The sequence below is a fragment of the Caulobacter sp. GW456-12-1-14-TSB4 genome, assembly GCF_059424195.1.
Genome location: NZ_JBWKZF010000014.1, coordinates 60,734 through 83,729 on the forward strand (window position 1 = coordinate 60,734; position 22,996 = coordinate 83,729).

The 22,996-nt window shown below is 66.6% G+C and carries 20 protein-coding genes and 1 tRNA gene; 11 read left to right on the top strand and 10 right to left on the bottom strand.

What is annotated here, in order from left to right; all coding sequences use genetic code 11:
- Positions 1-304: 304 nt before the first annotated feature.
- Positions 305-1,468 carry a glycoside hydrolase family 88/105 protein gene (locus AC07YH_RS14700; RefSeq protein WP_494747713.1) on the bottom strand — a complete coding sequence of 388 codons (1,164 nt, stop codon included), beginning with the start codon at positions 1,466-1,468 and terminating at the stop codon, positions 305-307.
- Positions 1,469-1,664: 196 nt separating this feature from the next.
- Between AC07YH_RS14700 and AC07YH_RS14705 the strand changes: the two genes are divergently transcribed.
- Positions 1,665-2,936 (top strand): alginate lyase family protein, encoded by a 1,272-nt coding sequence (locus tag AC07YH_RS14705; protein ID WP_494747714.1) that lies wholly within the window; start codon positions 1,665-1,667, stop codon positions 2,934-2,936.
- 52 nt (positions 2,937-2,988) lie between these two features.
- On the opposite strand, the gene AC07YH_RS14710 is transcribed toward AC07YH_RS14705, so the two are convergent.
- Positions 2,989-3,750: a FadR/GntR family transcriptional regulator gene (locus tag AC07YH_RS14710; protein ID WP_494747715.1), complete on the bottom strand. Its 762-nt coding sequence runs from the start codon at positions 3,748-3,750 to the stop codon at positions 2,989-2,991.
- 172 nt (positions 3,751-3,922) lie between these two features.
- Between AC07YH_RS14710 and manD the strand changes: the two genes are divergently transcribed.
- The 7 genes from manD (at position 3,923) to AC07YH_RS14745 (ending at position 12,174) form a co-directional block, all read left to right on the top strand.
- Complete coding sequence (manD, locus tag AC07YH_RS14715) at positions 3,923-5,134, top strand: D-mannonate dehydratase ManD (protein WP_494747716.1); 1,212 nt, start codon at positions 3,923-3,925, stop codon at positions 5,132-5,134.
- Positions 5,135-5,143: 9 nt separating this feature from the next.
- Positions 5,144-7,000: a hypothetical protein gene (locus AC07YH_RS14720; RefSeq protein ID WP_494747717.1), complete on the top strand. Its 1,857-nt coding sequence runs from the start codon at positions 5,144-5,146 to the stop codon at positions 6,998-7,000.
- A gap of 420 nt (positions 7,001-7,420) precedes the next feature.
- Positions 7,421-7,678 (top strand): hypothetical protein, encoded by a 258-nt coding sequence (locus AC07YH_RS14725; protein ID WP_494747718.1) that lies wholly within the window; start codon positions 7,421-7,423, stop codon positions 7,676-7,678.
- 33 nt (positions 7,679-7,711) lie between these two features.
- A complete protein-coding gene (locus tag AC07YH_RS14730) occupies positions 7,712-8,236 on the top strand; it encodes a low affinity iron permease family protein (protein WP_494747719.1) in 525 nt (174 codons plus the stop codon).
- A gap of 138 nt (positions 8,237-8,374) precedes the next feature.
- Positions 8,375-9,604: an MFS transporter gene (locus AC07YH_RS14735; protein ID WP_494747777.1), complete on the top strand. Its 1,230-nt coding sequence runs from the start codon at positions 8,375-8,377 to the stop codon at positions 9,602-9,604.
- Positions 9,601-11,232, top strand: coding sequence for a glycoside hydrolase family 43 protein (locus AC07YH_RS14740; protein WP_494747720.1), 1,632 nt, complete (start codon positions 9,601-9,603; stop codon positions 11,230-11,232). The genes AC07YH_RS14735 and AC07YH_RS14740 overlap by 4 nt, the downstream gene beginning before the upstream one ends.
- Positions 11,233-11,286: 54 nt before the next feature.
- Positions 11,287-12,174 carry a TauD/TfdA dioxygenase family protein gene (locus AC07YH_RS14745; RefSeq protein ID WP_494747721.1) on the top strand — a complete coding sequence of 296 codons (888 nt, stop codon included), beginning with the start codon at positions 11,287-11,289 and terminating at the stop codon, positions 12,172-12,174.
- 110 nt (positions 12,175-12,284) lie between these two features.
- Here the strand turns inward: AC07YH_RS14745 and AC07YH_RS14750 are convergent, their stop codons facing one another.
- Together AC07YH_RS14750 and AC07YH_RS14755 are read right to left on the bottom strand one after the other, a co-directional pair.
- Positions 12,285-12,653, bottom strand: a complete 369-nt coding sequence (locus AC07YH_RS14750; RefSeq protein WP_494747722.1) for a response regulator transcription factor — start codon at positions 12,651-12,653, stop codon at positions 12,285-12,287.
- 109 nt (positions 12,654-12,762) lie between these two features.
- Positions 12,763-13,386 (bottom strand): response regulator transcription factor, encoded by a 624-nt coding sequence (locus AC07YH_RS14755; RefSeq protein ID WP_494747723.1) that lies wholly within the window; start codon positions 13,384-13,386, stop codon positions 12,763-12,765.
- A 63-nt stretch (positions 13,387-13,449) separates the two neighbouring features.
- Here AC07YH_RS14755 and AC07YH_RS14760 point away from each other — a divergent pair, with 63 nt between their 5' ends.
- Complete coding sequence (locus tag AC07YH_RS14760; protein WP_494747724.1) at positions 13,450-15,021, top strand: sensor histidine kinase; 1,572 nt, start codon at positions 13,450-13,452, stop codon at positions 15,019-15,021.
- Here the strand turns inward: AC07YH_RS14760 and AC07YH_RS14765 are convergent.
- The 4 genes from AC07YH_RS14765 to AC07YH_RS14780 all read right to left on the bottom strand — a co-directional run bounded on the left by AC07YH_RS14765 (position 15,018) and on the right by AC07YH_RS14780 (position 20,715).
- The gene (locus AC07YH_RS14765) at positions 15,018-15,152 is read right to left on the bottom strand and encodes a hypothetical protein (RefSeq protein ID WP_494747725.1); all 135 of its coding nucleotides are present in this window, start codon (positions 15,150-15,152) and stop codon (positions 15,018-15,020) included. The two genes, AC07YH_RS14760 and AC07YH_RS14765, sit on opposite strands and share 4 nt — an antisense overlap.
- 306 nt (positions 15,153-15,458) lie before the next feature.
- On the bottom strand, positions 15,459-16,040 hold the full coding sequence (locus tag AC07YH_RS14770; RefSeq protein WP_494747726.1) for a helix-turn-helix transcriptional regulator: 582 nt from the start codon (positions 16,038-16,040) through the stop codon (positions 15,459-15,461).
- Between the two features lie 178 nt (positions 16,041-16,218).
- Entirely contained in the window at positions 16,219-18,075 is a 1,857-nt protein-coding gene (locus AC07YH_RS14775) for a glycoside hydrolase family 2 protein (protein WP_494747727.1), read from the bottom strand.
- Positions 18,076-18,216: 141 nt separating this feature from the next.
- The gene (locus tag AC07YH_RS14780) at positions 18,217-20,715 is read right to left on the bottom strand and encodes a TonB-dependent receptor (RefSeq protein ID WP_494747728.1); all 2,499 of its coding nucleotides are present in this window, start codon (positions 20,713-20,715) and stop codon (positions 18,217-18,219) included.
- 370 nt (positions 20,716-21,085) lie between these two features.
- On the opposite strand from AC07YH_RS14780, the gene AC07YH_RS14785 reads away from it, so the two are divergent.
- A complete protein-coding gene (locus tag AC07YH_RS14785; RefSeq protein WP_494747729.1) occupies positions 21,086-21,760 on the top strand; it encodes a TetR/AcrR family transcriptional regulator in 675 nt (224 codons plus the stop codon).
- On the opposite strand, the gene AC07YH_RS14790 is transcribed toward AC07YH_RS14785, so the two are convergent.
- Together AC07YH_RS14790 and msrA are read right to left on the bottom strand one after the other, a co-directional pair.
- Positions 21,726-22,073: an MmcQ/YjbR family DNA-binding protein gene (locus tag AC07YH_RS14790; protein WP_494747730.1), complete on the bottom strand. Its 348-nt coding sequence runs from the start codon at positions 22,071-22,073 to the stop codon at positions 21,726-21,728. The two genes, AC07YH_RS14785 and AC07YH_RS14790, sit on opposite strands and share 35 nt — an antisense overlap.
- Positions 22,073-22,738 carry a peptide-methionine (S)-S-oxide reductase MsrA gene (gene msrA / locus AC07YH_RS14795; protein ID WP_494747731.1) on the bottom strand — a complete coding sequence of 222 codons (666 nt, stop codon included), beginning with the start codon at positions 22,736-22,738 and terminating at the stop codon, positions 22,073-22,075. The genes AC07YH_RS14790 and msrA overlap by 1 nt, the downstream gene beginning before the upstream one ends.
- Before the next feature lie 154 nt (positions 22,739-22,892).
- Between msrA and AC07YH_RS14800 the strand changes: the two genes are divergently transcribed.
- Positions 22,893-22,982 (top strand) — tRNA-Ser (locus tag AC07YH_RS14800).
- Positions 22,983-22,996: the final 14 nt, after the last annotated feature.

The window sequence follows — 22,996 nt, forward strand, 5'->3', positions numbered from 1 at the left end:
ATCGAATTGTCGTGAAGCTGTATCCCTAAGGCCACGACTCTGGCCAATTGGGGCGAGAATAAGTCAACGCCATATCGCCGGCGAAACATGACGGAAATTTATAACAAGACTCTTGGAACAAGATCGAAATCTCGCCGTTCGCGGAACGGTGAACTCTATGTAGCGTTTTTAGTGTAGATAATAATCGCTGAATTTGTTGAATAACGATATTATCAATGGCGTAGGTTCGCGCGACGCCACACGCACAACCATGCGTGTAGATCGTCAGTGCTCATCCGAATTTCGAAGGGGTGGTGCGGCGGCGCTAGAAGCGGCCGCGCGAGACTTCCGAGGCCGCCAGCAGGAACGCCCCCGCGCCGTAGAGCTGCGTGTCGTCGGCCTCGACATGGTCGGGCGCATAGCCGACCTGCTGCACCCAGCCGAGCTTTCCGTCCGGTTGCACGGCCTTGGCGAGGGCGCTCCAGCCGCGTCGCGCGGCGGCTTCGTATTTCGGGTCTCGCAGGAGACCGGTGTTCACGCCCCAGGCCAGGCCGTAGACGAAGAACCCCGTGCCGCTGCTTTCCGGCGGGCTGTGCTCGGGGGCCAGAAGCGACACCGACCAGTAGCCATCGGGCTTCTGCAGAGCCACGAGCTTGGCCGACATCCGCTTGAACAATGCAACATAACGCGGGCGTGACGGGTGGTCGGCCGGCAAGGTCTTCAGGATGTTGACGATCCCCGCATAGGCCCAGCCGTTGCCGCGGCTCCAGAAGATCTTGCGGCCCTGATCGTCGCGGCGGTCGAAATAGCGGCTGTCTCGGAAGTATAGGCCGTTGTCCTTGTCCAGCAGCCAGTCGGTGCTGGCCCAGAACTCTTTGTCGCCATAGGCGGCGTAGCGCGGGTCCTTGGTCGCGGCGGAAAGGGCGACCCAGGTCGGCGGGGCCATGAACAGCGCGTCGCTCCAGCACCAGCGGACCTGGCAGGGCTGTTCTTCCTGGCCGTCGATGAAGGTCAGGTCGGCCTTGGGCGGATCGGCCAGGATGGCGTCGAAGCGGGCCTTCACCGGCGCGATCTGGGCGGGGTCATGATCGCGGCCGTACACCCAGATCCACGACTGGGCGATGACGTGGTCGTCGGCGTGCAACGGCCGCTGGCCCAGCCCCCAGCCCTGCTGGACGCCGTGCGCGCGCAGGGCCTGGGCGTAGCCCGCATCCCCCGTCCGCTCGGCGAAGGCGGTCAGGCCGGCGTAGAAGGCGCCCTGGATCCAGCCGCGCGGGTTCTGGGTCTTGGGACGCTGGGTCTTCACATAGTCGAACGCGCCGTCCATGTGGCGCAGCTGCCAGTCGGCGACGGCGCGGCCCAAGGTCAGGGCGGAGACGGCCAGATCGGCCTGGACAGTGGTGGGCTTGGGCGGCTTCGGGCTCTGCGCATAACTGGGGAGGGCGCTCAGCGCCAGGCAGGCCAAGGCCGTCGCGAACCGCATGCGCATCGAAACCTCCCCTTCTTGAGCGCGCCTCTGTCGGGCGCTGCTGAAAGTTATCTTACCTGATCTCGCCACTTGCAGGCAAATGTCGCCCAGCATGTGGAATTCTGGTCATGCCAGTTGCTTGTCTGGTCGCCCAATTTCGGTGTAGCTGACTCTGACACCGGTTTCCAAAAGCCGGGCGAGGAGGAGGGAACACCCGATGATCCGATCGACGATCCGTGCGCTGGCCTGCTGCGCCGTCGCCCTGGGCGCGCTGTCCGCCGCCGCGCCGGCCCTGGCCGCCGGCCCCGTCTGCAAGGCCGAGAACGGCTACGCCGCGGACTTCGACGGTCGCCGCACCTTCCGCTGGCAGCCGCAGGCGCTGAAGGCGGCCAAGGCCAACCTCGCCGATCCGTCCGTCGCCCCGGCCTACAAGGCCCTGATGGCCCGCGCCGACAGGGCGCTGGACGGCCCGTACTACGCCGTCACCGAAAAGACCCGCACGCCGCCCAGCGGCGACAAGCACGACTACATCTCGATGGGCCCGTACTGGTGGCCCGACCCCGCCCAGCCAAAGGGCGAGCCCTATATCCGCAAGGACGGCGAGGTGAACCCCGAGCGCAACACCGAGGCCTTCGACGCCGTGCGCATGGACAACATGGCCAATGCCGTCGAGGCGTTGTCCCTGGCCTACTATTTCACCGACGACGCCAAATACGCCAAGAAGGCCTCGGAGCTGCTGTACGTCTGGTTCTTGGACCCGGACACCCGGATGCGGCCGCACATGACTTTCGCCCAGGGCGTTCCCGGCCGCACACCGGGCCGCGCCGAGGGCGTGCTGGACACCTTCCGCCTGCTGCGCGTGGTCGAGTCGATCGGCCTGCTGGCCCCGTCGGGCGCGATCAAGCCGGCCGAGCAGACCGCGATCGAGCACTGGTTCGACGTCTACACCCAGTGGCTCCAGAAGGGCGCGACGGCCAAGGAGGAGCAGGCGGCCCAGAACAACCATGGCATCTGGTACGACTACCAGCTGGCGACCTTCGCGCTGTTCGCCCGCAAGCCTGATCTGGCCAAGGCGACGATCGCCGGGGCCGGCAAGGCCCGAATCGACCCGCAGATCGATCCCGACGGCAAGATGCCCAAGGAACTGGCCCGTACCCGGGGCCTGCACTACAGCTATTTCGCCATCGAGCCCCTGGTCGGCATGGCGGAACTGGGCCCCTGCGTCGGCGTCGACCTGTGGAACTACAAGGGCCCGAAGGGTCAGGGCCTGCGCGCCGCCTTCGACTACCTGGCCCCCTATGTCGGCAACGAGGCGGCCTTCCCGTTCAAGGAACTGAAGCCGGCCGAGGCCACGGAAGAGGCCTTGCCGCTGTATGACCTGGCGGCCACGGCCTATGGCGATGCGGGTTTCGCTCAGAAGGCCGACTTCATCGCCAAGAAAGACCCGGCGGACCAGAGCCGGCTGACGATCGGGGCTTACAGGAAGTGACCTACAGCTGAGGGCGCGCGCACCAAAATCCCTCTCTCTATGAGAGAGGGATTTAAATCGCCGACCGCCGCGCCAATTCCGTCCGCCGCGCCGCCACCTCGTTGCGCGCCCGTTCCAGGGCGTCGATTTCCGTCGCCGTCAGCAGGTTGTCGATCACCCGGCCCAGGTGCTCGCGCATGGCGTTGCGGGCGGCGGTGGGGTCGCGTTCCTTGAGGGCCAGGAGGATCTCCTGGTGGTCGTCGATCAGCGGGCGCACGCCCACCTGGCGGGCGCGTTCCAGCATGGCGCGGCACAGCGGCGACTTGTAGCGCAGGTCCCACAGGTTCTCGACGACGGTGACGAAGGCGCTGTTGCGGCTGGCCTGGGCGATGGTGACGTGGAACCGGCGGTCGGCGCGGTCGCCCTTCACGTTGTTGTCGTTCTCCACGACCATGTCGTCGAGGATGGCGGCCAGCTCGGCCAGTTCTTCCTCGGTGATGGTGGCGGCGGCCAGGGCGGCGACCTCGCCCTCGATCAGGCGGCGGGCCTCGGTCAGCTCGAAGGCGCCGATGTCGAGTTCGGGGGCCTGGGCCTCGGGACGAGGGGCCTCGGTGACATAGACGCCCGAGCCGTGACGGGCTTCGACCAGGCCGCGGATTTCCAGGGCGATCATCGCCTCGCGCACGGTCGGGCGGCTGACCTTATAGTCTTCAGCCAGATCACGCTCGGACGGCAGGCGCTGGCCAGGGCGGTGCGTGCCGTCGCGAATCGCGTCGGCGATCGAATTGGCCACTTGTTGGTACAGCTTGCGGGTTTCGGCCGTCGAAGTCGTCATCGTCTCGTCAATCCAGCCGGCGCTGCGCCGGGGTCGGAACACCCTATTGTATGACTGTTCGGCGCGCTACAGGACCGTGCTCAGCAAACTGGCAAGGCCACTAGCTTCTTGTCGGATAAGTCGCTAGAAGTGGTCAGGCCACTTTACGGCCGCGCTTAGCTACTCCAGGTCCATGCTGAAGATCATCGACGCCAAGGTCATCGTCACCTGCCCCGGTCGCAACTTCGTGACGCTCAAGATCACGACCGAGGACGGGATCACCGGCGTGGGCGACGCCACCCTGAACGGCCGTGAACTGTCGGTGGTCAGCTTCCTGCAGGATCACATGATCCCCAGCCTGATCGGCCGCGACGCCCATCAGATCGAGGACATCTGGCAGTTCTTCTATCGCGGCTCGTACTGGCGCGGCGGCCCGGTGGCCATGACCGCCCTGGCGGCCGTCGACATGGCGCTGTGGGACATCAAGGGCAAGGTCGCTGGCCTGCCGGTGTACCAGCTGCTGGGCGGCGCGTGCCGCACGGGCGTCACCGTCTATGGCCACGCCAACGGCGAGACCATCGACGACACCATCGCCGAGGCGGTGAAGTACAAGGCCATGGGCTACAAGGCCATCCGCCTGCAGACGGGCGTGCCGGGCCTGGCCAGCACCTACGGTGTCTCCGGCGACAAGATGTTCTACGAGCCGGCCGACGGCAATCTGCCGACCGAGAACCTGTGGTCGACCTCGGCCTATCTGAAGCACACGCCGAAACTGTTCGAGAAGGCGCGCGAGGTGCTGGGCTGGGACGTGCACCTGCTGCACGACGTCCATCACCGCCTGACCCCGATCGAGGCCGCGCGCCTGGGCAAGGACCTGGAGCCCTATCGCCTGTTCTGGCTGGAGGACTCGGTCCCGGCCGAGAACCAGGCCGGCTTCCGCATCATCCGTCAGCACACGACGACGCCGCTGGCCGTCGGCGAGATCTTCGCCCACGTCTGGGACGCCAAGCAGCTGATCGAGGAACAGCTGATCGACTATCTGCGCGCCACGGTGCTGCACGCCGGCGGGATCAGCAATCTGAAGAAGATCGCCGCCTTCGCCGACCTGCACCACGTCAAGACCGGCTGCCACGGCGCCACCGACCTGTCGCCGATCACCATGGCCGCGGCCCTGCACTTCGACATGTCGATCCCGAACTTCGGCCTGCAGGAATATATGCGCCACACGCCGGAGACGGACGCGGTCTTCCCGCACGCCTACACCTTCAGCGACGGCCTGCTGCACCCGGGCGACAAGCCGGGCCTGGGCGTCGATATCGACGAGGAACTGGCCGGGAAGTACGAGTACAAGCGCGCCTACCTGCCGGTGAACCGCCTGCAGGACGGGACGATGTTCAACTGGTAAGGCCACTTCGTGCGTGCGCTTCTCCTGCTGACGGCGGCGGCCCTGGCGGTCGCCGCGCCCGCCCTGGCTGCTCCTGAGCAAGGCCCGCGCGGCCCGCTCTACGCCGGCCCCGTCGCGCCGATGAACCAGACGGTTGAGACGCGGCTGCTGCCGCAGACCGCCGTGCTGCTGGAGAAGCTGCTGGCCGAGAAGCGCGACATGACCCTGGACGGGGTCAAGGTGTTCGAGGCTGACGACAAGTTCCTGCCCGGCAAGATCGCCATCGGGCTCGCTTACCTGATCGTCGACACGCCGCGCACCGATCCGAAGTTCCAGCGCTACCTGGCCGCCTATCGCCAGATCGCCGACCTGACCGTCGACGACCCCAACGACACCTGGGGCATCTACTACTACTGCCAGGCGATCCACATGCTGAAGGACGCCGGCCTGCTGGACCAAGCGATCGCGCCGGCGACCCTGGAGAAGCTGAAGGCCAAGCTGGACTGGCGCCGCTTCGTCCGCACCGACGACCTGACCCTGATCAACCTGCCCAACAACTATTACGGCGTCGCCTTCAGCGTGGCGCGGCTGCGCTATCGCCTGGGCTGGGAAGACGCCTCGGCCAGCGAGGCCCTGTTGGGCAAGACGCTGGACCATTATCGCAAGTACTCTGGCGAATACGGTTTCGCCGACGAAACCGACGGCGACGGGCGCTTCGACCGCTATTCCGTGCTGCTGATCGGCGAGATCAGCCATCGCCTGATCGAGGCCGGCATGCCCGCCACGCCGGAGGTGCGCCAGTGGCTGCGCCGCTCGGTCGACCTGATGCTGCCGCGCCTGAACCCGCGCGGCGAGGGCTTCGAATACGGCCGGTCCATCGGGACCTATGGCGAGACGGCCTTCCTGGAGGTGCTGACCGCCGCGGCCAAGCTGGACGTGCTGACGCCGGAAGAAAAGAAGATGGCCTACGCGTTCTCGTCGCGCGTCGCGGCCCGCTACATGGACTTCTGGTTCGATCCCAAGATGGGCTCGGTGAACATGTGGGAGCATGGCCGTCGCACGGACGCCTATCGCGGCAAGCACCGGATCCTGGGCGAGAACCTGAGCCTCGGCCGGCAGTACATCTATACCAGCGCGATCTGGAACGCGCTGGGCTTCAAGGACAAGGCGCCGGACCCGGGCTTCGGCGCCTGGCTGGACAAGCTGCCCAAGCGGACGGTGACCTGGTTCGCGAAGGGGCAGAACGACCGGCTGGTGGTGACCCTGCGGGACCGGGGGCGCGTGATCTCTCTGCCGATCATCAACGGTGGCGAAAGCCAGCACATGAACACGCCGTACTACCCCGTGCCGTTCTCGCCGGGGATGCTGCAGGGTGTGGCCGACGAGGTGTTCCCGCAGCTGCTGCCGCGCATCACCCTGGCCGACGGCGCGCAGCTGGCGCCGCTGGCCTACGCCACCCACGTGAAGGTGGACGGGCAGGGCGCGCGGACGACCGTGACCTACGACCAGGACCGGCTGGACCGTCTGGGCCAGAAGGCCCCGGTGGCCGACGACCGCTTCAGCGTGAAAACGACCTATGTGCTGGAGCCGGGCCGCATCCGCCGCACGGACGTGTTCACGCCCAAGCCGGGCGTCGCCGTGAAGGCCGTGGACCTGGCCTTCGCCAGCTTCTCCGGCAAGGCGACGACCAAGGGCGGAACGACGACGTTCGGGACCGGCGACGTCACCGGCTTCAAGGTCGAGGGCCTGACCTGCTCGACCCGGGCGCTCGCCGACGAGAAGCCCTATCGCAGCCCGACCGGCGCGATGACGGCCCTGACCAGCTGCACCGGCGCGGCCGGCGCGAACGGGCCGATCACGGTCAGCTGGACGCTGACCTACAGATAAACCCGTTTCCCCGGCGAAAGCCGGGGCCCAGATCGAACCCACAGCGCCGTGCGGTTTCGCGCGGCGCTTTATCGCATTCACGGCTGACGCTCAGGATGGATCTGGGCCCCGGCTTTCGCCGGGGAGAACGGAGAGAAGTGTTTCTTGAAGCTCGATTGCAGATAATAGATCAATTATACGATCGCCAATGCATCTCGAATGCTTCGTATTCATGATGTATTTCGATGGTTTACAGCGCTCACGAGCCTGTGAGTGTCGAGTTTACGACAGACATTTATTGCCTATATTGCCCATATTCATTCGCGCTCCCCAAATCGGGGTGCTAAGCTTTGGCAATCATCGGCACGGTCTCTCGAGCGTCGATGGCTGAGAGATGAAGCCCCGGCTTTCGCTCCCGCTCGTATGGCAGGAGTGCAACGCATGCCCACCTACCTCTTCTATCCGCGACGCGCCGATGGCGTGTCCCTGACCTTCATCGCCAACACGGCCGAGGACGATCTCGACGCCCTGGAGTTGGCGGCCGAGGTCGCTCAGGCGCACGACTGCGTCGGGGTGTTCGTCTGGGAGCCGGCCGCTGCCGCTGATGGCAAGGACCGCTTCGTCGGCGAGGTCGAGCGGCGCGGGGCCGAGGTCCTGCATCAGCCGATGCCGCAACGCGGAGCCTCCGCGCCCGTCTAAGCGTTACCGGGGCGATCCCTAAGGAGGTCGCTCGTGGACAAGCTGTTCGCCAAGTTCGCCAATGTCACGGCCAGGGCCACGGGCAGTCCGCCCGCCTTCCTGATCTGCGTCGCCTTCGTGGTGCTGTGGGCGGTGACCGGGCCGCTCTTCAAGTTCTCAGAGACCTGGCAGCTGGTGATCAACACCGGCACGACGATCATCACCTTCCTGATGGTGTTCCTGATCCAGAACACCCAGAACCGCGACGGCCTGGCCTTGCAGACCAAGCTGGACGAGCTGATCCGCGCCACCACGGCGGCCGAGGACGAGTTCATCGGCATCGAGAAGCTGACCGACAAGGAACTCGAGGCCATGCACGCCCACTGCAAGCAGCGGGCGGACAAGCATATGCGGATCTTCCAGCAACTGGCCGCCGAGAAGGACGCGCGCACCAAGTCGCGCGCCACGAGCAAGCCTGCTGCCAAGGCCGGCAAGAAGACCCCCTCGGTCACTAGCCGCGTCAACCGACGGGCCAAGGCCCTGGCCGCCGGCCATCCCTTGCCCAAGAAGGCCGGATGATATCAGACCACGACAGGGTGGACGTCAGACCTTATCGACGATAGCGGTAACACCGAACGGGCCAAGGTGACGGTCCGATGGGGAGTATCGCCTTTGCCGAAGCTGAAAGCCCTGCGCTGGTGGATCATCGGCCTGGTCATGCTGGGCGCGATCGTCAACTACCTGACGCGCTCGACCATGGGCATCGCGGCCCCGACGGTGCTGAAGGATCTCGGCATCTCGGTGAAGGAATATTCCTGGATCACCAGCGCCTTCCAGCTGGGGATCATGATGCAGCCGGTCTGCGGCTATGTGCTGGACACCCTGGGCCTGCGCACCGGTTTTGCGGTGTTCGCCGCCGCCTGGTCGCTGATCGCCATGGCCCACGGCCTGGTCCACAACTGGCAGGGCTTCGCCTTCCTGCGCGGGTTCTTGGGCTTGGCCGAGGGCTCGGCCCAGCCGGCGGGCATGAAGACTGTGGCGACCTGGTTCCCGGCCAAGGAGCGCGGCTTCGCCGGCGGCATGTTCAATATCGGCGCCTCGATCGGCTCGGTCCTGGCGCCGCCGCTGGTGGTGTGGGCCGTGCTGGCCTGGAACTGGCGCGCCGCCTTCGTGCTGACCGGCGCGTTCGGCCTGGTCTGGGTGGTGCTGTGGCTGGTCTGCTACCGTTCGCCCGAGCAGCACCCGTCGATGACGGACGAGGAGCGCGCTCTGATCGCCGCCGGCCAGGAGGCGCACCTGACCGCCACGGGCAAGCGGCCGTCGATCGTCTCGATCCTAAAGCAGGGTCAGTTCTGGGGCATCGCCCTGCCGCGTTTCCTGGCGGATCCCACCTGGGGCACGCTGTCGTTCTGGGTGCCGCTGTACCTGACCCAGACGCGCGGCTTCGACCTCAAGCAGATCGCGCTGTTCGCCTGGATGCCGTTCGTGGCCGCCGACCTCGGGTGCCTCGCCGGGCCGATCATCGCCCACTTCCTGCAGAAGCGCGGCGTGTCGCTGATCAACGCCCGCCGCATCGCCTTCACCCTGGGCGCGGTGCTGATGACCGGCATGATCTTCGTCGGCAAGGTCGAGAGCGCCTACGCCGCCATCGCCCTGCTGTGCCTGGGCGGCTTCGCGCACCAGACCCTGTCGGTGACCGTCATCACCATGGCCTCGGACCTGTTCCCCCGTAACGAGGTCGCCACCGTGGCGGGCCTGGCCGGGATGATGGGCAATCTCGGTTTGCTGATCTTCTCGCTGATGATCGGCGGGCTGGTGACCAAGATCGGCTATGACCCGTTCTTCGTGGCCCTGGGCGTGCTCGACATCGCCGGGGCGGTTCTGCTGTGGACGCTGGTGAAGGACCGCGCCGCGCCAAATGGGACGTCCGAGGCGGTTAAGGCATGAGCGTGATCCAGAACCCCATCCTGCGCGGCTTCAATCCCGACCCCTCGATCGTGCGGGTGGGGCAGGACTACTACGTCGCCACCTCGACCTTCGAGTGGTTCCCGGGCGTGCAGATCCACCACTCGCGCGACCTGAAGAACTGGCGCCTGCTCACCCGGCCGCTGAACCGTCCCAGCCAGCTGAACATGCTGGGCGATCCCGACAGCTGTGGCGTCTGGGCCCCGTGCCTGACCCATGCCGACGGCAAGTTCTGGCTGATCTTCACCGACGTGAAGCGCTATGGCCGCACGACGGTGGGCGGGGCGTCGGGCGCGTCCCTGCGGGACTTCCACAACTACCTGGTCACCGCCGACAGCATCGACGGGCCGTGGTCGGACCCGATCTATCTGAACAGCTCCGGTTTCGACCCGTCGCTGTTCCATGACGAGGACGGCCGCAAGTGGCTGGTCAACCAGCTTTGGGATCACCGACCGGGCAAGAACCGCTTCGCCGGGATCGTGCTGCAGGAGTTCTCGCCGGCCGAGGGGAAGCTGGTCGGCCAGCGCAAGGTGATCTTCGACGGTACGCCGATCGGCCTGACCGAGGCCCCGCATCTCTACAAGCGCGACGGCTGGTACTACCTGGTCACCGCCGAGGGCGGCACCGGCTGGGGCCACGCCATGACCATGGCCCGCTCGCGCGACCTCGAAGGCCCGTATGACCTGCACCCCGACACCTATGTCCTGACCTCGCGCGATCGTCCGCACGCGCCGCTGCAACGCGCCGGTCACGCCGACCTGGTCGAGACCGCCGACGGCGAGACCTACGCGGTCTATCTGTGCGGCCGCCCGCTGCCCAATCGCGGCCGCTGCCCGCTGGGCCGCGAGACGGCGATCCAGAAGCTGGTCTGGGGCGAGGACGGCTGGCCGCGCACCCTGGATGGCTCCGGCGACCCGACGCTGGAGACGCCCGCGCCGAACCTGCCCGAGCAGACCTGGCCCGTCGCTCCTATCCGTGCGGACTTCGAGGGCCCCGACCTGCCGATCGATTTCCAGTGGCTGCGTTCGCCCTATCCGGAGGAGCTGTTCAGCCTGACCGCCAAGCCGGGGTCCTTGCGACTCTACGGCCGCGAGAGCCTGGGCAGCGTCTTCAAGCAGGCCCTGGTCGCGCGACGGCAACAGGCCCAGTGCTATTCGGCGGCCACGGTGCTGGACTTCGAGCCCGAGCACTTCCAGCAGGCCGCCGGCCTGGTCTGCTACTACAACGGCTCCAAGCTGCACTATCTGCACGTCAGCCACGACGACGCGATCGGCAAGCACCTGCGGGTGATGAGCTGCAATCCCGACAGCCCGCAGTCAGACAGCTTCACCGCCGAAATCCCGCTGGCCGCCGGCCCCGTCGAGCTGCGCGTCGAGGTCGATTTCGAGCGCCTGCGCTTCGGCTACCGGCAAGGGCAGGGGGCCTGGACCTGGCTGCCCGAAGTGTTCGACGCTTCGATCCTCTCCGACGAAGCCACTGCTCCCGGCGCGCCGAACTTCACCGGCGCCTTCGTTGGCATGGCCTGCCAGGACACCTCGGGGGCCGCCGCGCCGGCCGACTTCGACTGGTTCGACTACGAGGAACGCATGTATCGGCCCCAGAAATTGTGAATTGAGTGAACGGCGTTCAGTCGTAGGGTCGTGAAAAGCCCTCGGGAGGACGCCATGAACGCCCCGGTTTCAATCTCTGAAAAAGACGCCGTCGACTATGCCGGCCTGACCGTCACCCCCGCAGGCACGGTGCTGGGGGCCGAGATTTCGGGCCTCGATCTGGGCGAAGAGCTCAAGCCCGAGATCGTCGCGGCGATCCGCGCGGCCCTGCTGCGCCACAAGGTGGTATGGTTCCGCGACCAGGACATCAGCCACGAGGCCCACGTCCGCTTCGGCCGCTATTTCGGCGATCTGGAGGGACATCCGGTGACTGCCCACGTGCCGGGCTTCCCGGAGATCCTGCACATCGAGGCCGCCGACGGCATGAAGCTGCGCGAGGAGATCGTCCCGATCGTCCGCGCTGCCAACAAGTGGCACACCGACGTCACCTTCCGCGAGGCGCCGTCGATGGGCGGGGTGCTGCGGATGCGGCACATGCCGCCGCTGGGCGGCGACACCCTGTTCGCCGACACCGCCGCGATCTATGCCGACCTGCCGCAGAAGCTGAAGGACCAGCTGGAGACCCTGACGGCCGAGCACGACATCATCCAGAGCTACGGCTATCGCGTCGATGAGGCCAAGCGCCAGGAACTGCGCGCCGCCTATCCGCCGATGGTCCACCCGGTGGTCCGCACCCATCCCGAGACCGGCGACAAGCATCTGTTCGTCAACAAGGTCTTCACCACCCGCATCCTGGGCCTGCCCGAGGACGAGGCCAAGGCGCTGCTGGCCGACCTGCTGGACCGCGTGAAGTCGCCCGAATACCAGGTCCGCTTCCGCTGGACCCCGAACGCCATCGTCTTCTGGGACAACCGCGCGACCCAGCACTACGCGATCCTGGACTACTGGCCCCAGGAGCGGATCGTCGAGCGCGTGACGATCAAGGGCGAGAAGCCGTTTTAGAGATTCTCCCCCGCTGGGGGAGGTGGCCCGCAGGGCCGGAGGGGGCAGCGCGGCCTATGCCCAGATGGCCCCCTCAGTCGCTCCGCGACAGCTCCCCCAGAGGGGAGCATCTAGCTGATCAGCGCCCGGTTCAGGCAGTCGATCAGCCGCTCGCCGGTGAACGGCTTTGGCAGGAAACAGGTCACGCCCGCCTTTTCCGCCCGCGCCTTCTGGGTGTCGTCGGCGAAGGCGGTGATCAGGATCACGGGCGTCTTGTCGCCGGCCGCGACCAGGGCTTCCTTCATCTCGACGCCGGTCATGCCGGGCATCTGGACGTCGCTGATCACGCAGTCGGTCTCAGCCCGCGCGTCCGAGGCCATGAAGGCCGTCGCCGACTCGAACGCCCGCACGCGGTGACCTAGCGAACGCAGCAGGCCCTCCAGCGAGACACGGACGGAATCGTCGTCGTCGATGACGCAGATAAGCGGCGAAGCTGACAAAGGCCGTGTCCTTGGTACGCGCGACGGGAAGGTCGCCGGACGACAAGTGCCCCATAACCGCTTCGGCTGGAATTATACGGAGGTTTGTGTGGCTTTGCGTGAGGATCGTTCAAGACGGCTCTTCGGGCCGCAGCTTGAGCGTCTCGGCCATGCGGACCAGGTCGGCCAGGCTCTTGGCCTCCATCTTCCGCATCAGGTTGCCGCGATGGATTTTCACGGTGATCTCGGACAGGCCCAGCTGGTGGGCGGCCTGCTTGTTCATCAAGCCGCTGGCGACCAGTGCCATGACCTGCTTCTCGCGCACGCTGAGCGTCTCGTAGAGGGCGCGCAGGTCGTCTAGGCCGCCCTGCTCGGCGCGGGAGGCCGCATCGCGCTCCAGGGCCGCGGCGACTGCGTCCAGCATGTCCTGGTCGCGGAAGGGCTTGGTGAGAAAGTCCACGGCGCCGGCCTTCATGCCGCGCACGCTCATCGGGATGTCGCCGTGACCGGTCATCAGCACGATCGGCATGCGGATGTCGGCGGCGGCCAGTTTCTCCTGGAAGTCGAGGCCGGAGAGGCCGGGCAGGCGCACGTCCAGCACCAGGCAGCCGGCCTGATGGGCGTGGCCCGAGGCCAGGAACTCCTGGGCGTTGCCGAACGCCTTGGTCTCCAGCCCGACCGACCGGAACAGGCTGCCCAGCGCCTCGCGCAGGGCGCCGTCGTCATCGACGATATGGACCGTTTGGGTGACCATCGTTCTCGTTAGCTGGACCAGACGCGCGGCCTCGTCAATTATGCAATCGGAGATGGGGGCCGCATGATCACCGAAGACGTCGAGCGTCGCCGCCAGGACCTGGCCGAGATGCTGGACGCAGCGCACGACGCCATCTTCGTCAGCGATCTGGAGGGCCGGATCACCTTCTGGAATCGCGGCGCGGCGGCGCTGTACGGCCATGCGCGCGAGGACGCGGTCGGCAAGGACCCCGACGCCCTGCTGGCCACTCGCTATCCGGCCGAGATCGCCGACATCAAGGCCCAGTTGATCGAGACCGGCCACTGGGAGGGCGAGCTGACCCGGACCACCGGCGCCGGCGAGACCGTGGTCGTCGATGGCCGCTGGACGCTTCGTCGCGATGGTGAGGGGACGCCGATCGAGGTGCTGGAGACCGGCCGCGACGTCACCGACGCGCGCCGGGCGGCCCTGGAGCTGAAATACAGCGAATACCGCTACAGCAACGTCTTCCGCGCCATGGCGGTGTCGTTCTGGGAGCTGGACTTCAACGGCCTGGGCGAGGTGCTGGCCGACCTGCAGGCCCAGGGCATGACCGACGTCCGCGCCTATGTCGCCGAGCATCCCGAGGTCGTCCGCCGGATGATCGAGGTCTCCAAGGTGGTCGACGTCAACGACAAGTCCGTCGCCCTGTTCGGCGCCTCGCGCGAGGAGCTGCTGGGATCGGTGTCGCGGTTTTGGCCCCGGTCCAGCGAGGCGATGTTCGCCGAAAGCGTGTTCGCGGCCCTGGAGCGGCGGCACAGCTACGAGGCCGAGGCGCGGTTCTGCAAGGCCGACGGCAGCGAGTTCGACGCCCTGTTCACCACCTGCTATCCGCGCGACGGGGTCAAGCGCGGCACGGTGCTGGTCGGCATCGTCGATATCAGCGACCGGCTGGCGGCGCAGGACGCCTTGCGCAAGGCCGAGGCGGACCTGGCCCACGCCGCCCGGGTCTCGACCCTGGGCGAGCTGACCGCCTCGATCGCCCACGAGGTCAACCAGCCCCTGGCCGCCATCGTCACCAACGGCGAGGCGGGGCTACGCTGGATCAATCGCGCCGAACCCGACCTGGATGAAGCCCGCGCCGCCATGGGCCGGATGATCGTCGAGGGCCAGCGCGCCTCGGACATCATCAGTCGCATCCGGGCGCTGGCCTCGAACAAGGACCCGCAGCGCGCGCCGGTGGCGCTGAACACGGCGATCGAGGACGCGGCGCTGCTGTTGAAGCGCGAGCTGGCCGCGCACGACGTGCGGCTGATCCTGGCCCTGTCGCCGGACGTCGGCGAGGTCAGCGGCGACCGGGTGCAGTTGCAGCAGGTGGTCATCAACCTGGCCATGAACGGCATCCAGGCGATGGCCGGCCGCGCGGTGCGCGACCTGACCCTGTCCACGCGGCGCGAGGGCGAGGCGGTGGTGCTGGAGGTGCTCGACACCGGTCCGGGCGTGGAGGCTCAGGACGCTCAGGTCCTGTTCAAAGCCTTCCACTCGACCAAGGCGACGGGGATGGGCATGGGCCTGTCGATCTGCAAATCGATCGTCGAGGCCCATGGCGGCGGCATCGCAGTGGAGACCGCGCCAGGCGGCGGAGCCCTGTTCCGGGTGGTCCTGCCGGCGGCCTAGAGCGCCGAGGCCGCCAGACGCACGCCTTCGATCATTATCGCCCAAAGCCCAAGCGTCATCACGGCTGGCGCGAGCCGGCTCATGGCCAGGACCTGGCGCTTCAGCATGACGGGGGCGGCGATGTCGACCATTTTAGGCTCTACCTTGCAAACGTTTTCATATTCAGGCGAAAAGCAGGAACTCGCAAGCGACTGAAGATTGCACGAGGGGATCGTGCGCTTGGATTTTAAGGGGAACAGACCCGAGACGGGGCCCAACGCTGGACCTTAAATTAAGCCGGCTGGTCTGCGCTGGGCGGGCCAGCCGGCTCTTGAAAGGTGTCGGACGCGGTGGGGTGCGCCGAGTTCAGCGAACTTCGTCGAGTCCGCGACCGATGGCAACGCTTTATGGGCGTCATTCTTGTGCGACAAACGCGCGCAGTCGTTTGCATAGCTGTCTCAGGCGACCGCGTAATGGGCCCTGCGCCAGGCCAGGGGCGTCGCGCCGGCCAGCTTGCGGAAGGTGCGCGAGAAGTGGGCCTGGTCGGCGAAGCCGCACAGATAGGCGATCTGGCTCAGCGGCTCGGCGCTCTTCAGCATCATCGCCTTGGCGGTCTCGACCCGGCGGCGCATGACGTGGCCGTGCGGGGTGTCGCCGAAGGTCTGCTTGAAGGCGCGGCTGAAGTGGCCGGCGCTGAGCGTGACCAGCTGGGCCAGGTAGGTGACCGGGATGGTGTCGCCGAGATGGGCGTCGATGTGGGCGCTGACCCGCTTGGCTTGCCAGGGCGCAAGGCCGCCCAGATTGACCTCGCGGGCCCGGCCGTGGCTTTCGGCCGCCTCGGCGATCATGGCGTTGGCCTTGGCCAGCAGGGCGCGGGCGGTCTCCAGGTCATCGCCGATCGAGCGCTCGGCGCGGGCCAGGATGTCCTTCAGGTCCGGCGCGAACGAGCGGACCTCGTCTTCCAGGACCTGGCCGGCGACGACGCCGTCGAAGCGGGCGGAGGCGGTGTCGAAGGCGCGGGCGGCGGGTTGGTAGGACATGGCGTCGATCTCCGTTGTGCCCCAGGGGAGAGGGCTCCGTGTTTCGACGATCAGTGTTCTCCATCCCCGTTTCGGGGACCATTCAACCAAGGCTTGGCGGGACCCTGCGTTGGTCTGTCGCACCTATACGTGAGTATGGTTACCGGCGGGGGCTCATGGGCCCCCGCCGGTCGCGGTCCTACTTCTGGGCGGCTTCCTTCTGCTTGTAGAAGCCCTGCAGCACGAAGAACGCGGGCTTGCGGCGGCCGGTGGGCGAGACCAGGCCCTTGCGGTTCCAGCCCTGCTGATAGATCGGGTGCTGGCGGCGCGGGGCGCGGAAGTCCTTGAGAATCCAGGGCGACATGCCGGCCAGGGTCGGGGCCTTGGCGGCCATGGCCAGGGTCTTCTCGTAGTACTTCTTCTGGAAGTCCTCGGAGAACTTGCGCATCAGGACCGGGTCGCTGAAGCCGGACAGGGCGTCGGCGCCGAATTCCGAGAACACCATCGGCTTGTCGGTGGCCTTCCAGGTCATGTCCGGCAGGCTGTCGAGCGTGTCGTCGCTGTACCAGCCGTTGTAGGTGTTGGCGGCCAGCACATCCAGCTTGTCGGCCAGCGGATCGTTCAGGCCCATCTCGACCACGCCATTGTTGGTCTTGCGCGCCGTCAGCAGGGCGGCGGTGACCAGGCGGCTGTCGTCCAGGGCGCGGACGTCGTCGACCAGCTGGTAGAGGAAGGTGTTGCGGGGGGCGGTGATCGGCGTCTCGTTGGCCACGCTCCACATGATGATCGAGGCGCGGTTGCGGTCGCGGCGGATGTTGTCGGCCAGCATGTCGCGCGCCAGCTTCAAGGTGCGCGGATTGCCGAAGTCGACCAGCCAGTAGACGGGGATTTCGCTCCAGACCAGCAGGCCCATCTCGTCGGCGACGCGGGTGGTGATCTCGCTGTGCGGATAGTGGGCCAGGCGCACGAAGTTGCCATGCAGGCCCTGCTTGACCTCGGCCAGCAGGGCGCGGGCCCCGGCTTCGGTGATGGTGCGGGCGGGGTTCTCGCCGAACTCCTCCTCGTGGATCGAGATGCCGCGCAGGAAGATCGGCTTGCCGTTCAGCAGGATCTGGCTGCCCTTGGTCTCGATGGTGCGGAAGCCGACGCGGTCGGTCAGCTTGTCCTCAGCCGTCTGGACGACGACGTCATAGAGCTTGGGCTTCTCGGGCGACCAGCGGACCAGGCCCTTGGGCGCGGTGGCCGAGGCGTTGAGCACGCCCTGCGCATCGGTCTTGCCGGTGACGTCGAGGCCGAGTTCGGCGACGCGGACATGGACCTCCTGGTTGGCGGCCTGGGCGCCGTCCAGCTTCACGGTGGCGGCGATCTTGCCGTCCTTGGTCAGGCGCACCCAGGCTTCGTCGACAAACGTGCCCGGCGTGATGACCAGCCGCATCGGCCGGGTGATCCCACCGTAGTTCTCCCAGTCGGTGACGGGCGGCGGCACGCCGTCGGCCTGGGGCGTGGAATCGACGCCCACCGTGACCTGGTTGTTGCTGGCCCGCAGGACGTCGGTGACCTCCATCGAGAACGGCGTGAAGCCGCCCTCGTGCTCGCCGACCGCCTTGCCGTTCAGGAACACCTTGGCGGTGTAATTGACCGCCTCGAAGCGCAGGAAGGCGCGCTGGCCGGGCTTCAGGGCCGGCGCGTCGAAGCGGCGCTCGTACCACATCAGGCCCTGGTAGTAGCGCAGGGACGGGTCGTGCCCGACCCAGCCTTGCGGCAGGGTCGCCGTGGGGCTGCGGTCCATGTCGTATTCGTAGAGGGCGTTCGGCTTGGCCTTGGTCACCGCGTCGACATCGACATCGTCATAGCGGCGGTGGCCCTCGCCCGGCGCGCCGCGGTGGAAGCCGGCCAGGCCATCGCGGTACGGGTCGACCGAGTAATGCCAGGTCCCCGAGAGGTCCTGGCCGTCGCGGTTGTCGGCCCGGGTCAGGGTGGGGGATGAGGCTGATGCGCCCATCGGCGCCAGCAGGGTCAGCGCGCATGCCGCGCCAATCAGAGCCTTCAATCCCATCGCGTCCTCCACCAGCCATTCGGCCTGTCGCAGAGGTTGAAGCACGGCCGGTGGCCAGGGCGCAAGGGAAAGTGGTCAGGCCACTTTGCATAAGAAAAGGGCGGCCAAGCCTTTCGGCCGGGCCGCCCTCGTCAGATCGGCTTAGAAGCTCTTGCGAACCGTGACGCCGTAGGTGCGCGGCGCGTTCGGATAGCCGCTGTAGCTGCCGTCCTGAGCCACCGTCGGGAAGGCCGAGATCAGGCTTTCGTCGTTGGTCAGGTTGCGGGCCCACAGGCCGATTTCCAGCTGGCTGGCGGTCTGGATCAGGCCGACGCTGGCGTTGACGATGTTGGTGTCATAGCTGGCCAGGGCCGGCGACACCGTTTCCGTCAGCTGGACCTTGCTGCTGTGGTCGTATTCCACGCGCGCATAGCCCTGCCAGTTCTCGGTGATGTCGTGGTTGATCGTCGCCGAGGTCGAGAACGACCACTTGGCGATGCCGGCCGGGGTGTCGCCCGTCAGGTTGCGGAAGTTCGGGCGACGGCCGGTGGCCGGATCGACCGGGCAGCGGACGGTGTCGAAGGTCACGCAGGCCGCGCCGGCGAAGCTGTCGTACTTCGGATCCAGATAGGTGACCGAAGCGGCCAGATTCAGCCATTGGACCGGACGCCAGGCGCTGTCGACCTCGAAGCCCTTGACCGACTCCTTACCCGCGTTGACCAGGCTGTAGCCGAGGCCGGTGAAGGCATTCGACTGGAAGCCTTTGATCGACTGCTTGAAGGCGGCGATGTTGGCGTAGCCGCCCGGGAAGCTGGCCTTCACGCCCACTTCCATGACGTCGACGTTTTCCGGCTGGGCGCTGCGACCTACGCCGTTGGCGTTCGGCGGACGGCTGTCCGACGACAGGTTGAAGGCGCCGGCCTTCCAGCCCGTGGAGTAGCTGGCATAGGCGTTGATCGCGCCGAAGTCATAGGCGGCGCGGACGGCGTAGGTGACCTTGTCGCCCTTCAGTTCGCCGGACTCGGTGGCGTTCGGATAGTTGACCGGGCCGTGGGTCGGGTCGTTGCCGTAGAAGAACTGCAGACCGCCCAGGGCGCTGTACAGGTTGCCGGGCAGACCCAGAGCGACGAACTGCGGCACGGCGCCCAGGTTCAGCGCCGAGAACGGGTCGTTCATGACCACGTTCGAGCGGGCCTTCTTGGTGTCGTTCATGTAGGCGAGGCCGCCGGTCAGGGTCAGCTTTTCAGTGACCTTGTAGTCGAACTGGCTGAACAGCGAGTACGAGTCCTGCTTCATCTTGTAGTAGTCGTCCAGGCCTTGGCCGGCCTGGAAGTAGGTCGAGCCGGGGCGGATCGACGGCGTCACCAGGCTCTGCAGGAATTCCAGGGCGTAGATGTTCGACCGGCCGGTCAGGGCCGGGCGCAGCGCGGCCGGCAGGGCGGCCAGCAGGTTCGCGGGGACGGCGCCGCCCAGGGCGTCGGCGAACGCGCGGACGTCCGTGCCGTAGGTGATGGTGCGGCCGGTATCCAGCTTTTCGTTCTGGTAGAAGCCGCCGATCAGCCAGTTGAACGGGCCTTCGCCGTTCGACGCCAGGCGGATTTCCTGGGTGAAGGTCTTGATGGTGTTGGCGGTGCGGTTGTTGGAGATGTCCGCGCCGGTGAAGTCGATGTCCTGGAACGAGGCGTTCTTCTGGTTCCGGTAGGCCGTGATCGCGGTCAGCTTGGCGAAGCCCAGGTCATGGTCGAGCTGGCCCGACAGACCCTTGCCCGACAGCTTGTTGGCCGGGTCGGTGTTGAAGATGACGTCACGGTCGAAGATCTTGGTCGTGTCGCTGATCGGCTTCTTCAGGATGCCGCCGATGGCCAGGGTGGCCGGGCCGTTGAAGATCGAGGTCACGCCGCAGCAGGTCTCGTTGATCTTGTTGTAGTCGGCGATGACGCGGAACGAGGTCTTGTCGGTCGGCTCCCACAGGGCGTCGGCGCGGATCGACCAGCGGTCACGGTCGTTGACGTCGCTGCCGGTGGTCAGGTTGGTGAAGTAGCCGTCGCGCTTGTTCAGGCTGCCCGAAAGACGCACGGCCAGGGTGTCGCTGAGCGGGCCGGTGACGGTGCCCTTGATCTGGCGGGTGTTGTAGTTGCCGTAGGTGGCCTCGACCTTCGCGCCGAAATCGAACTGCGGCTTCTTGGTCACGATGCTGATCGCGCCGGCCGACACGTTCTTGCCGAACAGGGTCGATTGCGGGCCGCGCAGCACTTCGACGCGTTCGATTTCCGGAAGGTCGTCCAGGGCGGCGGCGGAGCGCGAGCGGTAGACGCCGTCGATGAAGATGCCGACCGAGCTTTCGATGCCGTCGTTGCCGTTGCCGTTGCCGAAGCCGCGGATGACGAAGTTGGTCTGGCCGGCGGCGTTGAATTGCTGGACCTTCAGCGACGGGACGACCGACTGCAGGTCGATCAGGTCGCGGACCTGGGCGCGTTCGATGGTCTGTTGACCCGTGACGGCGACCGAGATCGGCACGTCCTGCAGGGTCTGTTCACGCTTGGTGGCGGTGACGACGATTTCCGAGATCGAGTTGCCGTCAGCCTGGGTGGTTTGCGCGTAGGCGGGCGCGGCGATGGCGAGCGCGAGGGCCGAGACCCCCAGCAGATGGACGTTTCTCATTACGAACTCCCTGTTTTTCTTTATTATTTTCCGCATTTCTTCCCGTCCCGCCTCGAGCAATCGCGGGTTTCTTTTGGGGAAGAGCGGATATGTTGACGTGAGGGAAGGGCGATCCTGGCCGACCGCGCGAACCGCACGAAGACGCGGTCGGGAGCCCTTGGCCGTGGATTAGGACGCTTTGCGTCATGTTTCCGCCCCAGCACGAACGGTCTTGCATCCGTCCGCAACTGACGCTGATTTTAATATGAACTCGATATTCTAGCGCAAGTTAGAATTTTCGGTTTGCGCCACAACGGGTTCGGGTGATGCTGGAAGGCATCGGTATCGCGCGACGCTAGAATCGCGCGGACCGGCAAGGGAGAGAGAACGATTGGCTAAGGGCGCGGACCCTGTGGTCCTGACACCTCGCATCTTGGCGGACGACGTCAGGCCGATGGCGCAGAGCCAGAAGTCGGTGAAGAAGCGCGAGGCGATCCTGCGCGCGGCCATCAAGATCATCAACGCCAAGGGCTTCGCGGCGGCCACCATGACCGAGATCGCCGCCGCCCTCGATCTGAGGGACGCGGCCCTCTACTACTATTTCCCCAACAAGCAGGCCCTGGCCTATGCCGGCCACCAGCAGTCGCTGGAGCGGTTCGAGGCCATACTGGTCAAGGTCGACGCCGACGGCGGCACGGGCCTGTGCAAGCTGCGGCGCTTCCTGCAGGCCCTGCTCGACGACGCGGTGGTCAACGGGCCCCAGCTCTATTTCGGCGACAGCTCGTATCTGGACCAGGATCAGCGCCAGGCGATCGAGGCCTGGTCGGCGCGGCTGTCCAAGCGGCTGGAGCGGTTTCTGGAAGAGGGTATGGCCGACGGCACCGTCGCGCCGTGCGAACCGGCCCTGGTGGTGCAGCTGATGGTCGGCATGCTGATCTGGCTGACCAAGTGGGCCCCCACCACGCCCGGCCTGACCAACGAGCGCCTGCTGGAGTCCATCGAGTCCATGGCTCTGAAGGGTCTGGCCGGCCCTAAAGCCCCAGCTCCGCCCGAAGCTTGCGGGTGAGCTTGGCGGCGACGAGGCCGTGGGCGCTCTTGAGCCAGTCGGCGACTTCGCCGGCGTCCAGGTCTGAAAGATCCTCGAACCGCACCCACCCCGCACGGGCAAGGTAGGGGGCAGGTACGGCCCGGCCAGTCTCGGTCAGCACCTCGAACGCCACGTCCGAGACCTTGAACGAGATCCCGCCCTTGGGCACGGCGGCGCCACGGACGGCGAACATCTTGCCGCCGACCTTGAACACGTGGTCGTCGCCCCACTGGATGGAGAGGGTGGCGCCCGGCAGAGCCAGGCACGCCTTGTCGAACGCCTCCGGGGTCATCAGGCGGGCACGCCGCTCTGGACGCCCAAGCCGATCGGGCAAACGACGCCCGTGCCGCCGATGCCGCAATAGCCCTCGGGGTTCTTGGCCAGGTACTGCTGGTGATAGTCCTCGGCGAAGTAGAACGGCCCGGCGGCGGCGATCTCGGTGGTGATGTCGCCCAGGCCCTTGGCCGACAGGGCCTGCTGGTAGGCTTCCTTCGACTCCACGGCGGCGGCGGCCTGGGCGTCGCTGGTGACATAGAGACCCGAACGATACTGCGTGCCGATGTCGCCGCCCTGGCGCATGCCCTGGGTCGGGTCGTGATTCTCCCAGAAGGTCTTGAGCAGGGCGTCGTAGGTCACGACCTTCGGGTCGAACACCACCAGCACCACCTCGGTATGCCCCGTGCGGCCGGTGCAGACCTCCTCATAGGTCGGGTTCGGCGTAATCCCGGCCGAGTAGCCGGCGGCGGTCACATGGACGCCCGGGATCTGCCAGAACACCCGCTCCACGCCCCAGAAATAGCCCATGGCCAGGATCGCCGTCTCCAGGCCGTCCGGATAGGGACCCTTCAGCGGATGGCCATTGATGAAGTGCGTTTCCGCCGTCGGGATCGGCTCGGGACGGCCGGGCAGGGCGGCATCAGCGGTGGGCAGGTCGGCAAGCTTTTCGGACGACGGCATTTCGGGTCTTTCAACGCGGAAAATCTTCGGTCGCCGTTATAGGCGGTCATGTCGCGTCTTTCATCCGGGAACGCGCTTGCTACCTGACGGTCCCTGAGTATATTGCGCGCCTTCCCGCGCCGGGGGTCTCAACCACCCCCGACTCGAGTGCGCTGGTGAGGTGGCCGAGTGGTTGAAGGCGCACGCCTGGAACGCGTGTATAGGGGAAACTCTATCGAGGGTTCGAATCCCTCTCTCACCGCCACGCTGTCCTTGCTT